Genomic DNA, 13,955 nt, shown 5'->3' with positions numbered 1-13,955 from the left:
TATTCAGGTCAATTATACCTCTAGTATGGCAGCATTCTCAAAACCAGTGTTTTTAATGATACGATTAAATTGCATTTTAAGCATGGGGCTTTTGTTAATAATGAGAATCATGCTTTTGCATCCTGTTTCCTGGTAAACACGGAAACAGCGCTCCATATATGGAATCATTGCCTGTGTCAGCACATCAATATCTAAACAGTTAATTCTTAATGTGTGCTCACAAGATGGGATGCAATTTACCTGTAAAGTGTATTCAGCAAGAAACTCCTCTACCTTTTCAGGTGTAAAAGTCCCCGCAATAATCATATCAATTGATTTGGCTGAGGGATTCACTGTAATTTCAAATTTTCCACTGTTCATGTCCCTAGAATCTCCTTATTAGATGATGCAGCCTCCTCTTAAAACGAAGAAAGTTTTTATTTCTGTTCTCAATGAGCAAAAATTGACAGGTCTCATCAGTCTGTCGGATATAAACTAATTATAATAGCAGTGCAAGCTTGCTCTGCTACAATTTTAATTTAGGGGGCATATAAATGACAACTTTCAAGGCTTATATTTGGCAGCTGAGAAAAAGTTCCTTTGAAATCGGTCAGGATTATGGAGTTTTCTTGAAGAAACAGCCAGATTTGCTGACTATGTATAAACATGTAACAAAAGAAACGATTGATTGGCGCAATATGGAAGCCATCTATAGGGAACTTGCTCCACATCTTCTAGAGGAGCTTCAAGGTGTGGCAGAAAAGCTTGAAGTTAGCTATACATCGGCTGCAGCCTGTTTTAGCGGTTATGATGTCCCAAAGACAAAAGCAATGGGCTGTACAACGCTCATTGATAATGGTGTTTATACAAGAAACTATGATTTTTCGCCCCTTTTATATGATGGCATTTTTTCCATGATTCAAACCAACAGTCAGTACGCTTCAGCGGGGTACAATTTACAGCTGCTTGGAAGGCATGACGGCGTAAATGAAAAAGGGCTTGTAATTGGTTTGCATTTTGTCAGCAATGAAGGATATAGAAAAGGAATTTCCCCATGGGTAAGCTGCAGAATAGTGCTGGATAACTGTTCGACCGTGGAGGAGGCTGTCTGTTTATTAAAATTAATTCCCCATGCGGCTTGCTATAATTTCTCCATTGGTGATGAAAAAGGAAATATGGCAACTGTGGAAACCTGTCCCGAAAAAGTTGAAGTTCTTTGGGGGAATGGCTCACTAGCATGTACAAATCACTTCAAGCATAAGAAGATGACCACAAAAAACCGTACAAATATAGCGGGATCGCTTCAAAGGCAGACTCATTTGGCGAAATTGATGGGAAGCAGCTGGAATCAGACTAAATTATTTGAGCATTTCAGTGAGGACACATCTCCGCTGTTTTTCACAGATTATCAGGACTTCTTCGGAACCATTCATACTTTCTCTTATGCTTTCAATCAAGGCTTAATTAAGACTGCTCTTGCTAAAAGCGCTCATCCGTTAGTACTTGATTTTAAAAAGTGGGTGGGGGGAGATGACATTGTTGAGTCAGTGCTGACAGGGGAAATCAACGAAGGTTAGCATAATCCTTAGTATATAGAAATATTTTATCTAAAAATAACGATTTCAGCTATTCAAAGGGAGGATATCAAGTTATGATAGAAGCTAGCAAAAGTTAATTAAAAATATAGGAAGGTGGAAAGATTTTGTCCGATGTACTGGAAAGAAATAAAAGGCTGCGTTTAGCATTCCTGCTTGGTTCACTGGCTATTTTAGGTCCGCTTACGATCGATATGTACCTGCCATCCTTCCCGACCATTGTGAAGGATTACGGCACGACAGCCTCCCTAGTTCAGATTAGCTTGACTACCTGTCTGCTTGGCTTAGGAGCGGGCCAGCTAGTAATAGGGCCGATGAGTGATGTTATAGGACGGAGAAAACCTTTAGTCATTTTCCTGATTGTTTACTTAATCGCTTCTGTCATTTGTTCTTTTGCCCCAAATATTTACTTCTTTATTGTAGCACGCTTTGTCCAAGGCTTTTCAGCAGCCGGCGGGATTGTTATCTCAAGGGCGATTGTCCGCGATGTATACAGCGGCAAGGAATTGACGAAATTCTTTGCGTTATTAATGCTTGTTAATAACTTGGGACCAATCTTAGCACCTGTCGCAGGAAGCACGATACTCAAGTTTGGCGATTGGAATGTTGTATTTCTTGTGCTTGCATGTGTAGGAGTAATCCTATCACTTACTGTTTCTTTGCGTCTTAAGGAAACATTGCCTCCTGAGAAACGAGTGCCGAGTAATATAGGGCAAATTTTGCGGAATTTCGGGACGCTTCTAAAGGATCGCCAATTCAGAGGATATGCACTTACACAAGGCTTTATTGTAGCAGGGATCTTTGCCTATGTTTCAGGGACACCGTTTGTTTATCAAAATATTTACGGCGTTTCGCCAACAACATTCAGTCTGCTGTTTGGAATGAACGGAATTGCTTTAATGATTGGCTCCCAGCTTGTCGGAAGGTTTGCAGATACTGTTTCTGAGAGGACTTTCCTGCAAATTGGCCTCCTTATTGCCAATCTTTCAGGTATTACCTTATTCATTGCCCTGTTGCTTCATGCCCCATTGCTAGCCATTGTTATTCCCATTTTCTTTTTTGTGTCGTCCATTGGAATTATTTCAACAACATCTTTCTCATTAGCGATGGAAACACAAGGTCATATTGCAGGAAGTGCATCTGCATTGCTCGGTTTGCTTCCATTTATTTTAGGATCCATATCCGCGCCGCTAGTAGGTATTGCCGGCGAGCAAACAGCCCTTCCGATGGGTGTGATTATGTTTTTAGCGAGCTTTTTGGCGCTGCTGTCTTATTACGGCTTTGTAAGAAGGGGCAGCCGTGTGGTTGGCTCACCACAGTAATTTGTACAGATGATAGATAAGCCGCTTCTTAAACAGAAGCGGTTTTTCGAATTAATTCTTTGACAATTGGAGAAAATAGGTTTATATTTGATGTATCAATTATTGACATGTCAACTAATTGTTTGGAAGGAGAATACCATGAGTAATGATTGCCTCATACAGCTCCAGATTTTTTATCAGCTGCAAAAGCTGAATAATAATGTAAATACAAAGTTTGAGTCCTGTTTAGGCTCCAGTCCGACAAGGATTGAGATCTTGCATTGCCTCTATAATGCTGATGAGATAAGCCAGAGTGCCCTGCAGAAGGAAGTTAACATTGATAATGCAGCAGTTACAAGGCATTTAAAACAGCTTGAAGCAGCAGGACTAATATCGCGCCGTAAAAAAGCGGAGGATAACCGTGTCACGTTAGTTAGTTTAACAGAAGGCGGCCGGGAGGAAATTACCGTTTCCCTTCAGGCGAAAAAAAGCTTTATTGAACAGACGTTAAACGGTTTTAGTTCAAGCGAGCAGGAAACATTGCTTGATATGCTCTCCCGCTTGAGTAAAAATGTGTCTACGGTTGAAATATAAGATAGCTTAGATACAGTTTAAGTGCGGCTGCCTGCCTTAAGCAAGTCAGCTGCAGCCGCTTATTATACAAATTATAAGGAGGAAATAACTATGTTCATTATTCACGCAAAAATGAAATTACAAGAAGGTAAAGAAGCAGCATTTTTAAATGAGGTACAAGCTTTAGTTAAAGCATCACAAGCAGAAGAAGGAAATGTTGCCTATAATCTTGTGAAAAGTGTAGAAGAAGAAAACACTTATTTAATGATTGAAGGCTGGAAAGACCAAGCTGCTATCGAAAGCCACAACAAAAGCAGCCATTTCCAAGGATTTGTTTCTAAAGCAGGCGAATATTTAGCTGCACCGCTTGAAGCAGAATTATACCATGCAGAGAAAATCGAAAGATAACAACATAACAAAAAGGGCAGAGAATCCACTCTGCCCTTTTTACTATGTCAACTTACCAGTCAAAAATTGTGCTTCTCCAAACCCAAAGCTCCAATCCTCATCATTGTTTATCGTAAAGGATACCATAACGTCATTTGGGGTAATCCCGCATTGGCGTTCAAGTTCATCTGTCAGGCTTTTATAAAAAGTCTGTTTCTGATCAGGGGTGCGGTATCTGCTTGTCACACTTATTATGAGGACATTTTCACTTCTCGAAAAACCAAGCCCTGTATCCTCAATGACCATTTCATATGATTTGTGCTGGGAAACAATCTGATATCTGTCTCTTTCTGGCACCTGAAATGCCTCTACCATGACACGGTGAGATACATCAAGTATTTTTTTGATTTCTGTCTCAGATCTTCCTTCATACATATCGAAGCGTATTAACGGCATATTATCCTCCCCAATGTTTATGATTTAATATACCATAATATTATCATTAATTAACCAAGATGTCACCAAGATATTATCTTTTTTTCTGGAATAAGAATCGGGATATTTTTTTGAATATTTTTACCGGAAAAGACGCATCTTATCTTCGATAAGGAGGTGAAAACATGAAAAAACTAGTAATGGCGCTTCTGTGTTTATTTGCTGTTCCTACAATGGCTTTTGCTGATACATATACAGTCAAAAGCGGAGATTCTATGTGGAAAATAGCTGTTAAATATCAAATAGGCTTAAGGGAAATTATTGGAGCTAACCCTCAAATTAAAAACCCAAGCCTTATTTACCCTGGCCAAAGCTTAAACATTCCGAATATCGATTCTGTTAAAACAGTAGAACGTGAAGTAATTAGATTATGTAATATCGAAAGACAAAAAGCAGGCCTTGCTCCTTTAACAGAAAACTGGGAATTATCGAGAGTAGCAAGAGACAAGTCGATGGATATGGCACAAAAGAATTATTTCAGTCATACGAGTCCAACTTATGGATCACCTTTTGACATGATGAAAGCATATGGAATCAGCTATAGATCAGCTGGTGAAAATATTGCTAAAGGACAGACAACGGCGCAGCAGGTCGTAAATTCCTGGATGAATTCAAGCGGCCATAGAGCAAATATTTTAAGCAGCTCCTTCACTCAAATAGGTGTAGGTTACTATGCAACAGGACATCATTGGACTCAAATGTTCATTTCTAAATAAGCCTTTGGTTATTGCCGCCAACTTACTAAAAATAGCAGGCGGCAATAATCCCTCTTATATCTAATTAACGATTCCTCTGTTTAAATTGAAGAAAATTTCCAATAATGAATGGTGTCTCATCTTTTTGGCTTTCCGTCATATAAACGGTTAACGTATCTGTATTTTGGCTAGGTGAATAGTTGTGGTAATGACCAACAATTTTTCTCTAGACCCATAAGGTTCGCGTTTGTTAAGATACAAAGGTGATTTTTTTAGAGGGGAAGTATTGCTTTGTCGACAAGAGAACGAATTGCGAAAAAAGTAGCTTGGATTAGCGTTATAAGCAATGTAATATTAACGATAGGAAAACTGGTAGTCGGCTGGGCGGCAAACAGTGACGCTGTGTTTGCAGATGGTATTCATTCAGCTGCAGATGTTTTTGCTTCTGTCATTGTATTGTTTGTTATTAAAATAGCAAACAAACCGGCAGATCTTGAACACCCATACGGACATGGAAAAGCGGAAATCATTGTTTCTGGAATTGTTGGAATTGTTCTGTTTGCGGTGTCTTTATATGTTGTTTATGAAGCAATCATCGGCCTGTTTCACCCGATTACAGCTCCGAATATACTTGCTATGTGGATTGCTATTATTTCATATGGCGCCAAGGAATACTTATACAGGTACAGCATGAAAATTGCTAATGACCAAAAAAGTAAAGCAATCGAGGCAATCGCGTATGATCATAAAGCTGATATTGTTGCAAGTATTGCAGCAGCAGCTGGTGTTATTCTCTCCATTATAGGAGATAAGTTCGACATCAAGCTTTTGCTGTTTGGCGATAAAGTTGCGAGTATTATTGTGGCATATTTGATTTTCAGAATATCGAGGGAAATGCTCAAAGAAGCTTTTGATATTCTGCTTGAGCGCAATATTGATTCTGCTATCTTAAGTGATTATGAGCAAATCATCTCTTCTTTTTCAGAGGTAAAAAGAATAGACCGGCTCAGAGCACGTGAACATGGTCATTATGTGCTTGTCGATTTGCGGATTTCTATCGATCATGACAAGACAATCAAGGAGGGGCATGATTTATCGAGAGAAATAAAGCAAAAGCTGATGAAAAAGCATGATAATATTGAAGAAGTGCTTATTCACTTAAATCCTTACTATTAAAACAGCCTGTGGACGCCTAAGTATGAAGGCGGCCACAGGCTGTTATGGTATAATGAAAGATATATAGAAGGACTTTTAGATGGAGGATTTTTTTGTGGAGCGTGGCAGTTTTCAATGGATGAAGTCTGTTAACAAGACAATCATCCTTAATAAAATCAGGATGTCAGAGCCGATTTCGCGAGCGCAGATTGCGAAGGAAACAAGCCTTACTCCGCCGACTGTCAGCAGTATTGTCAAAGAGCTGATGACAGAAGGGCTTGTGGTGGAAAGTACGCTTGGCGAATCGAGCGGCGGCCGCAAACCGACAATGCTGCATATTAACAGCACAGCTTTTTTTGCAGTTGGAGTGGATGCGGGACCAGAAACAGTTGAGTGTGTGCTTACAGATTTAACAGGGAAGATCTATGATCGCAGCACAGCAAAATTGCAGTTGCCAATTACGAATGAAGCGTTTATTGGAACGTTAAAGCAAGCTGTAATAAATCTATTTCTTTGTTCCGGCATTGATAAGGAGCAAGTTATTGGGATTGGCATGGCTATGCACGGTGTAGTTGATGTCGATGCAGGAGAGGTGCTTGTTGCTCCGAATATAAGCTTACGCAATATACGTGTTAAAGAGCTTTTCGAGGAAGAATTCGGCATGACGATAAGAGTGGAAAATGATGCAAGGGCAATGGCATTAGGAGAGTCATGGTTTGGCGGGCATGGTGGTGTGAACAGCATGGTGGCAATAAATATTGGCAGAGGTGTCGGTGCCGGACTTGTTTTGAATGGCAAGCTCCATCACGGGGCACAGGGAATAGCTGGAGAATTCGGCCATATGACGATTGATCTCCATGGTGCAGTATGTGAATGTGGAAATCAAGGCTGCCTGCAAACATTAATAAGCGGCAACGCAATAGAAGAGCGCTCGATTGGTATTTGCGGCGAGCGGATAAGTGGTGAGGAGATATTCGCTTTAGCGCAGGCAGGCAGCGAGGTTCATGCCGACTTCCTTTCGCAAATCGGCGAAATGATTGGAATCGGCTTGACGAATTTAATTCATTTGCTCAACCCTGATAAAATTGTGCTGGGCGGAGGCGTCATGAAAAGCGAGCAGTATTTGCTGCCTGCCATCCAAAGAAAAATCGAAAGAACAGCATTGACGAAAGAAGCAGCAAAAACAGAAGTGGTGGCAACGAGCTTAGGAGATGATGCTACTGTATTAGGAGCTGTGTCCTTGCTGCTTGTCGAGCTGTTTGACCAAAGTTAAAAAAGCTGAACCTGCACTTAGGTTCAGCTTTTTTTGTACGTTTAGTTTAATATATCGAGGAAGCGCTGAAAGGATTGCTTTTCTTTAAAGACACCAGCATCTTCAAGCACTCTCACGAATTTTTTGCCTAACTCTTTTTTGACAATCTGTTCTGCTTCAGAAACAGTGGAGATGATCCCGTATTCTTGAACAATAGCATCAGCCCATTGCTGATGATAATCTTTAACCGTATTTTCTTTCCCGAGTAAAAGCTTTGTGATTTCACCAAGCTCCTCTTTTAAGCGGGGCGGAAGGACTGCCAGCCCCATCACTTCAATCAAGCCGATGTTTTCTTTTTTGATATGATGCACATCAGCATGAGGGTGGAAAATACCGAGCGGATGTTCAGCTGTTGTCCGATTGTTTCTTAAAACAAGGTCAAGCTCAAAGGACCCGTTTCGAACTCTGGCAATCGGCGTAATGGTATTATGAGGCACAGCTTCTGTAAATGCATGAATATGTGCTGCTTTATCAGAATAGCCTCTCCAAGATTTTAGAATTAGCTCTCCAGCATTGACAAGCTCTATGCTGCTTTTCCCTCTCAATCGAATCACTGACATCGGCCATTTAAGGACAGACGCAGTGACGTCAGGAAAATTATTTAAGGGAAATTGGAAGCTGTCCTCTGCTCGAGTCATCGCGAATTCATAACAGCCGCCTTGATAATGGTCATGACTGAGAATAGAGCCGCCGACAATCGGCAAATCTGCGTTAGAACCGATGAAATAATGAGGAAATTTCTCGGTAAAATGCAGCAGTCTTTCGAATGCTTGACGGTCAATTTTCATATCTCTGTGTTCGTCTGAAAAGACAATGCTGTGCTCATTATAATAAACATAAGGTGAATATTGTAAGTTCCAAGTTTCACCTGCAAGCTCAATTGGAATAATCCGATGGTTCGATCTGGCAGGATGGCCGATACGGCCGGCATAGCCTTCGTTTTCTTTGCAAAGCAGGCATTTTGGATAATGAACATCCTTCTTCATCGCACGTTCCCGCTTAATTTCCTCTGGATCTTTTTCAGGCTTGGACAGGTTAATGGTAATATCCATAACGCCGTATGCTGTATCAATTTTATAGGAAATATTATTTTTTATTCTGTTCATTTGTATATAGTTGCTGTTCTTACTTAATTGATAAAAGTAAGCTGTTGCAGCTGTCGGTGCTTGTTTATATTTATCGTAAAACGTCTCCCTAACCGCTGAAGGACGAGCTACAAAACAATTCATTAAATTGGCGGCGAAAATGTCCTTCATATCCAATAAGTTCTCGATAATAGCTTGATCAGTGGCATAGGAAACAAGCCAGTCGATTACATCATGAATAGAAAGGTCATCAGAAAGTTTCTCGACAGCAGATTCTTCTGGAAAAGCTTCCAGTTTAAAAAGCTGTATTACTTGATTTCTTACATAAATGACATCCGCAGCTTCAATCAACTCTGCTTCCTTTGCTTTTTGGACAAGTTTGTCTATATAAGCATATATCATCTGGCCACTTCCTTCTTGTATCCGTTCGGATGGGACAAGTGCCAGTTCCAGGCATCCTTCATAATCTGCTCAATGGAAGTTCTGCTCGGCTTCCAGCCAAGAACTTCTTTTGCTTTAGCAGAACTTGCAATTAAGGTGCTCGGATCGCCGGCACGGCGCGGACCGATAACAGCAGGGATTTCTTTGCCTGTTATTGTACGGGCTGTATCGACAAGCTCCTTAACAGAGAAGCCTTGGCTGCTGCCAAGATTGAAAATATCACTTTTGCCGCCTTGTTGTAAATATTGTACGGCTAGTAAATGGGCGTCAATGAGATCCTCCACGTGAATATAATCTCTTATGCATGTACCGTCCGGAGTGTTATAGTCATCACCATATATGGTAACAAATGGGCGCTTGTTCAAGGCAGCCTGCAGAATAATCGGGATAAGATGTGTTTCAGGATCATGATCTTCTCCAATTTCCCCTGTTTCTCTTGCTCCTGCTACATTGAAATAACGCAGTGATACATACTTTATGCCGTAAGCCTTGTCAGCCCATTCTATCATTCTCTCCATAGCCCGCTTCGTTTCTCCGTAAGGATTAGCTGGATTCGTTGCCATATCCTCTGTAATAGGAACTGTGTCCGGCTCGCCATAAGTTGCTGCGGTCGAGGAGAACACAATATTCTTTACGTTAAACTCTACCATTGCCTCAAGCAGCATTTGTGTACCGTGAACATTGTTATCATAATATTTAAGCGGGTTCTCCATTGATTCGCCGACAAGAGAGTTGGCAGCAAAGTGAATAACTGCCTCAATTTCTTCCTGTGCAAAAACAGAACGGAGGAAATTCATATCACGAATATCTCCCTCATAAAATGATGCATCAGGATGGATAGCCTCTTTGTTGCCAGTCTCTAAATTATCGATAATAATTACTTTTTGCCCACGATCATGCAGCTGATGCACAGCGTGCGATCCAACATAGCCTGCTCCGCCTACCACTAAAATGCTCATAAATAACCCACCTTTTTAAATTTCTTTTGCTCCGTCGCCGATAGTCGCTTTATAAAAGGTTGCTTCATAACCAATCTTCTTTAGATAAATTTCATTAACATTCTTTTTGAAATCCTCTGCTTTATCTTCTTCCACAATCGCAATCGCGCATCCGCCGAAGCCTGCACCAGTCATACGTGCCCCGATAACGCCAGCTTGATTCCATGCTGCTTCGACAATTGTGTCCAGTTCAGTTCCAGTCACTTCATAATCTTCTTTTAAGCTGACATGTGATTGATTCATCAGCTCACCGAATCTATTAAGGTCGCCATTGTTTAATGCGGACAGCGCTTCCAATGTTCGCGCATTTTCATAGACAGCATGCTTTGCACGCAATAGATTAACTGGGTCTTTAATAAGATGTTTTGCATTATCAAATTCCTCAACCGTCAAAGCACCTAAGCTTTCAATGGACAGCTCTGTCTGAAGATCACTTAAGGCGGCTTCGCATTGGGAGCGGCGCTCATTATACTTTGAACCAGCAAGGGTGCGCTGTTTATTTGTATTGATGATCATGATTACATGGTTTGCCAGCTTAATCGGTGCATACTTATACTCTAATGTTTGACAGTCTAGCAAAATAGCAGAATCCTTCTTACCCATTCCAATTGCAAACTGGTCCATTATCCCGCTGTTAACTCCAATATAGCTGTTTTCGACTTTTTGCCCAAGTTTTATCATCGGTATGCGCTCAATTGGAAGGTCGAACAGACCTTGAAGGAGTACACCTGTCACAAGCTCGATTGAAGCAGAAGAAGAGAGGCCGGCGCCGTTTGGAATATCGCCGTAAAACAAGATATCTGCACCAGTATCGATTGAAAAGCCGGCTTCTCGTAAATGATGAATCATGCCTTTTGGATAATTTGCCCAGTCATGAGCCTTATCGTATGCTAATGAAGACAGGTCACATTCAATGATACCGCTATCAGAAAAGTTAACAGAATAGAAACGAAAGACAGAATCATCCCGTTTTGTAGCTAGTGCGTAAGTTCCATAAGAGATGGATGCAGGAAAGACATGGCCGCCATTATAGTCTGTATGCTCACCAATCAGATTGATTCTGCCTGGAGCAAAGAACTTCCGAGGCGTAGTATCTGTAGAAAAAATAGACTGATATGTTTCAAGTAAAGGATAGTTAGTATTCATAATAGCCTCCTGTTATCGACTGTTTTAACTTTGTTAATTAATTTAATTAAGTCTATGTTCAGATTACTACTATTCTGCAGAGGACGCAATAAAAAATATAGTGATTTTTTTAAATTCGTGGCATTTTGAAAAAACAGTTTACATCATCATTATTATTTAATATAATTTAGTAAAAAATAAGTAAAAAAATTTACTGATTAAAAAGAGCTATTAAAGTTCATTACATAGATGAAAATGGTGAATGATAAGGCATGGAGGTAAAAGATGGCTACCATTAAAGATATCGCAGAAGAATCAGGGTTTTCGGTTTCGACGGTTTCCCGTGTATTAAATAATGATAAAAGTTTATCTGTTCCAGATGAGACAAGAGAAAAAATTTATGAAGTGGCAGAAAAGCTCAATTACCGAAAGAAAACAGTAAGACCGCTAGTTAAAAACATTGCTTTTTTATATTGGCTCACAGACACAGAAGAGCTTGAAGATATATATTTCAAGGAAATGCGGATTGAGATTGAAAAATCAGCAAAGAAAGCAAATGTTGAAATGTCTACATATAAAATATCAGAAGGAATCATTAGCATACCAGATACAATAGAAGGATTTATTGCTGTCGGTTCTTTTACAGAAACAGAGTTAGCTTATTTAAGAAAGATTACCACAAACGGGGTATTTATTGATACTACTCCTGATCCGGATCATTTTGATTCTGTTCGGCCTGATTTGGCGCAAATTACGAAAAAAACGATAGATTTCTTAATGGAAAAAGGACATACGGAAATTGGCTTAGTCAGTGGTACTTATCATAACCCCAATACAGATAAGGATGAAATGGATGTCAGGGAAAAAATCTTCCGGGAAATTATGGCGGAAAGAGGGCTTTTAAACGAAAGCTACATTTTCTGCAGAAGAGGCTTTTCTGTGGAGAACGGCTATACTTTGATGGGCAGGGCCATTAAAAAGCTTGGTGACGATATGCCGACGGCGTTCTTCACCGCTGCTGATCCAATTGCGGTGGGCTGCCTGCAGGCATTGAATGAGCACGGTATATCCATACCTAACAGAGTCAGTATTATCAGCATAAATAATATCAGTATTGCCAAATATGTATCGCCGCCGCTGACTACTTTTCATATTGATATGAAGGAAATTTGCAAAAACGCCATCACCTTATTGTTAGAGCAGGTAGTGGAGAAAAGAAAAGTGGTTAAAACCTTATATTTAGGCTCAGAGCTTATTATAAGAAGAAGCACGAATTAAGCTAAAAGCAGCACTGTAAAGAGTGCTGCTTTTTTTTGTGAAGAAAAATAATTTCGTAAAAAAATTTACTTAATAAAGTAAAATAATTGTTTACATATTTCTTTACCGGTGCTATATTGATTTTAGTGAAACGCTTTCACATCAATTGGTGCAATTAGGAAAACTATTGGAAAGGATGTCCTATATATGAAAAAGTCTAAAAAGTATTTAAGCCTGATTGGAGGCATCGCTTTAACTTTATCACTGGCAGCCTGCGGACCTCAAGACAGCGAAGGTTCAAGCGGACAGAAAGCTTCATCTAATAAAGACTACGATCTATTAGTCTGGGAAGATATTGAAAAATCAGAAGGAATTAAAGATATCGTTGCTAAGTTTGAAGAAGAAAATGATGTTACAGTAAAAGTAGTGGAAAAACCGTACGCACAGCAAATCGAGGATTTACGCCTTGATGGTCCTGCAGGAACTGGTCCAGATGTTTTAACAATGGCTGGCGACCAAATCGGAACAGCAGTTACGGAAGGACTTATTAAAGAGCTTGCTGTTGATGACAGCACAAAATCCATCTATACAGAGTCTGCTCTGCAGTCACAAATAGTGGACGGAAAAGTATACGGTTTGCCAAAAGCAGTAGAAACGACAGTGCTTTATTATAACAAAGATTTGATCTCAGAAGAAGAACTGCCAAAAACATTGGATGAATGGTATGAATATTCCAAGCAAAACACATCTGGGGACAAATACGGATTCCTTGCTTTATTTGACCAAATTTACTATGCACAAAGCGTGTTAAGCGGTTACGGCGGTTATATTTTTGGTGAAGATGAAAGCGGTGCTTATAAGCCTGATGACATTGGTTTAAACAATGCTGGGGCATTAGAAGGTGCACAATATATTCAGAAGTTCTATAAAGAAGGACTGTTTCCAGCTGGAATTATCGGCGAACAAGGAATCAATGTGCTAGAGTCATTATTCACAGAAGGAAAAGCTGCTGCAATTATTTCCGGACCATGGAATGTTGAGCCATTTAAAAAAGCTGGCATCAACTATGGTGTTGTGAAATTGCCAGAGCTTTCTAACGGTAAAAATATGAGTGCATTCATCGGCGTGAAAAGCTACAATGTCAGCTCTTATTCTCAAGACGCAGAGCTTGCTGAAAAGCTGGCAGTATATTTGACTAATGAGGAAAATTCAAAAACAAGATACGAATTGACACAGGAAGTACCGGCTGTACAGGCATTAGCTGATGATCCGGCTGTGAAGGAAAGCGAAATAGCAAAAGCAGTTGCTGAACAGTCGCAATTCTCTGAATTGACACCGAATATTCCGGAAATGAATGAAGTTTGGACACCGGTTGATGCTGCCCTGCAGACAATCGCAACAGGCAAAGCAGAGCCAAAGGATGCCTTGAATCAGGCAGTTGAGACAGTTAAAGGTCAAATTGAAGCAAAGCATAGCAGCAACTAAAATTTACTGACAGTGCCAAACAAAAATTGTTTGGCACTGCATAATTCCGGCTCATTACATAAAGTAAGAATA

The 13,955-nt window shown here is 40.1% G+C and carries 14 protein-coding genes; 9 read left to right on the top strand and 5 right to left on the bottom strand.

Annotation, left to right across the window (positions count from 1 at the left end):
- Positions 1–12: 12 nt before the first annotated feature.
- The gene (locus tag LXM54_RS20770; protein ID WP_233317150.1) at positions 13–360 is read right to left on the bottom strand and encodes a hypothetical protein; all 348 of its coding nucleotides are present in this window, start codon (positions 358–360) and stop codon (positions 13–15) included.
- A gap of 173 nt (positions 361–533) precedes the next feature.
- Here LXM54_RS20770 and LXM54_RS20765 point away from each other — a divergent pair, with 173 nt between their 5' ends.
- The 4 genes from LXM54_RS20765 (at position 534) to LXM54_RS20750 (ending at position 3,856) form a co-directional block, all read left to right on the top strand.
- Complete coding sequence (locus LXM54_RS20765) at positions 534–1,556, top strand: C45 family autoproteolytic acyltransferase/hydolase (RefSeq protein WP_233317149.1); 1,023 nt, start codon at positions 534–536, stop codon at positions 1,554–1,556.
- A gap of 125 nt (positions 1,557–1,681) precedes the next feature.
- A complete protein-coding gene (locus LXM54_RS20760) occupies positions 1,682–2,896 on the top strand; it encodes a Bcr/CflA family multidrug efflux MFS transporter (protein ID WP_233317148.1) in 1,215 nt (404 codons plus the stop codon).
- Between the two features lie 138 nt (positions 2,897–3,034).
- Complete coding sequence (locus LXM54_RS20755) at positions 3,035–3,469, top strand: MarR family winged helix-turn-helix transcriptional regulator (protein ID WP_233317147.1); 435 nt, start codon at positions 3,035–3,037, stop codon at positions 3,467–3,469.
- A 90-nt stretch (positions 3,470–3,559) separates the two neighbouring features.
- Entirely contained in the window at positions 3,560–3,856 is a 297-nt protein-coding gene (locus LXM54_RS20750; RefSeq protein ID WP_233317146.1) for a putative quinol monooxygenase, read from the top strand.
- Positions 3,857–3,898: 42 nt separating this feature from the next.
- On the opposite strand, the gene LXM54_RS20745 is transcribed toward LXM54_RS20750, so the two are convergent.
- Complete coding sequence (locus LXM54_RS20745; RefSeq protein ID WP_233317145.1) at positions 3,899–4,291, bottom strand: tautomerase family protein; 393 nt, start codon at positions 4,289–4,291, stop codon at positions 3,899–3,901.
- Between the two features lie 164 nt (positions 4,292–4,455).
- Here LXM54_RS20745 and safA point away from each other — a divergent pair, with 164 nt between their 5' ends.
- From safA to LXM54_RS20730, 3 genes are all read left to right on the top strand, one after another.
- Positions 4,456–5,046: a SafA/ExsA family spore coat assembly protein gene (safA, locus tag LXM54_RS20740; protein ID WP_233317144.1), complete on the top strand. Its 591-nt coding sequence runs from the start codon at positions 4,456–4,458 to the stop codon at positions 5,044–5,046.
- 270 nt (positions 5,047–5,316) lie between these two features.
- Positions 5,317–6,201 (top strand): cation diffusion facilitator family transporter, encoded by an 885-nt coding sequence (locus LXM54_RS20735; RefSeq protein WP_233317143.1) that lies wholly within the window; start codon positions 5,317–5,319, stop codon positions 6,199–6,201.
- A 94-nt stretch (positions 6,202–6,295) separates the two neighbouring features.
- Positions 6,296–7,453, top strand: a complete 1,158-nt coding sequence (locus tag LXM54_RS20730) for an ROK family transcriptional regulator (protein ID WP_233317142.1) — start codon at positions 6,296–6,298, stop codon at positions 7,451–7,453.
- 41 nt (positions 7,454–7,494) lie between these two features.
- Here the strand turns inward: LXM54_RS20730 and LXM54_RS20725 are convergent, their stop codons facing one another.
- From LXM54_RS20725 to LXM54_RS20715, 3 genes are read right to left on the bottom strand one after another with little or no spacing between them, the layout of a single operon-like run.
- Positions 7,495–8,979 carry a UDP-glucose--hexose-1-phosphate uridylyltransferase gene (locus tag LXM54_RS20725; protein ID WP_233317141.1) on the bottom strand — a complete coding sequence of 495 codons (1,485 nt, stop codon included), beginning with the start codon at positions 8,977–8,979 and terminating at the stop codon, positions 7,495–7,497.
- The gene (gene galE / locus LXM54_RS20720) at positions 8,976–9,977 is read right to left on the bottom strand and encodes a UDP-glucose 4-epimerase GalE (RefSeq protein WP_233317140.1); all 1,002 of its coding nucleotides are present in this window, start codon (positions 9,975–9,977) and stop codon (positions 8,976–8,978) included. Before galE ends, LXM54_RS20725 begins: the two co-directional genes overlap by 4 nt.
- A 15-nt stretch (positions 9,978–9,992) precedes the next feature.
- Positions 9,993–11,162, bottom strand: a complete 1,170-nt coding sequence (locus tag LXM54_RS20715) for a galactokinase (protein ID WP_233317139.1) — start codon at positions 11,160–11,162, stop codon at positions 9,993–9,995.
- Positions 11,163–11,426: 264 nt separating this feature from the next.
- On the opposite strand from LXM54_RS20715, the gene LXM54_RS20710 reads away from it, so the two are divergent.
- Together LXM54_RS20710 and LXM54_RS20705 are read left to right on the top strand one after the other, a co-directional pair.
- Positions 11,427–12,419: a LacI family DNA-binding transcriptional regulator gene (locus LXM54_RS20710; protein ID WP_233317138.1), complete on the top strand. Its 993-nt coding sequence runs from the start codon at positions 11,427–11,429 to the stop codon at positions 12,417–12,419.
- Positions 12,420–12,605: 186 nt separating this feature from the next.
- A complete protein-coding gene (locus tag LXM54_RS20705) occupies positions 12,606–13,883 on the top strand; it encodes a sugar ABC transporter substrate-binding protein (RefSeq protein ID WP_233317137.1) in 1,278 nt (425 codons plus the stop codon).
- Positions 13,884–13,955 lie beyond the last annotated feature (72 nt).

The organism is Bacillus sp. Au-Bac7 (genome assembly GCF_021341655.1).
Classification (GTDB): Bacteria; Bacillota; Bacilli; order Bacillales; family Cytobacillaceae; genus Niallia.
Note: the sequence above shows the minus strand (reverse complement) of the source record. Positions and strands in the feature narration are given on the sequence as shown.

Coding starts and splice junctions, on each gene's coding strand:
- LXM54_RS20705 (WP_233317137.1), top strand. CDS start 12,606: ATGAAAAAGTCTAAAAAGTATTTAAGCCTGATTGGAGGCATCGCTTTA.
- LXM54_RS20765 (WP_233317149.1), top strand. CDS start 534: ATGACAACTTTCAAGGCTTATATTTGGCAGCTGAGAAAAAGTTCCTTT.
- LXM54_RS20770 (WP_233317150.1), bottom strand. CDS start 360: ATGAACAGTGGAAAATTTGAAATTACAGTGAATCCCTCAGCCAAATCA.
- LXM54_RS20755 (WP_233317147.1), top strand. CDS start 3,035: ATGAGTAATGATTGCCTCATACAGCTCCAGATTTTTTATCAGCTGCAA.
- safA (WP_233317144.1), top strand. CDS start 4,456: ATGAAAAAACTAGTAATGGCGCTTCTGTGTTTATTTGCTGTTCCTACA.
- LXM54_RS20715 (WP_233317139.1), bottom strand. CDS start 11,162: ATGAATACTAACTATCCTTTACTTGAAACATATCAGTCTATTTTTTCT.
- LXM54_RS20710 (WP_233317138.1), top strand. CDS start 11,427: ATGGCTACCATTAAAGATATCGCAGAAGAATCAGGGTTTTCGGTTTCG.
- LXM54_RS20745 (WP_233317145.1), bottom strand. CDS start 4,291: ATGCCGTTAATACGCTTCGATATGTATGAAGGAAGATCTGAGACAGAA.
- LXM54_RS20725 (WP_233317141.1), bottom strand. CDS start 8,979: ATGATATATGCTTATATAGACAAACTTGTCCAAAAAGCAAAGGAAGCA.
- LXM54_RS20750 (WP_233317146.1), top strand. CDS start 3,560: ATGTTCATTATTCACGCAAAAATGAAATTACAAGAAGGTAAAGAAGCA.
- galE (WP_233317140.1), bottom strand. CDS start 9,977: ATGAGCATTTTAGTGGTAGGCGGAGCAGGCTATGTTGGATCGCACGCT.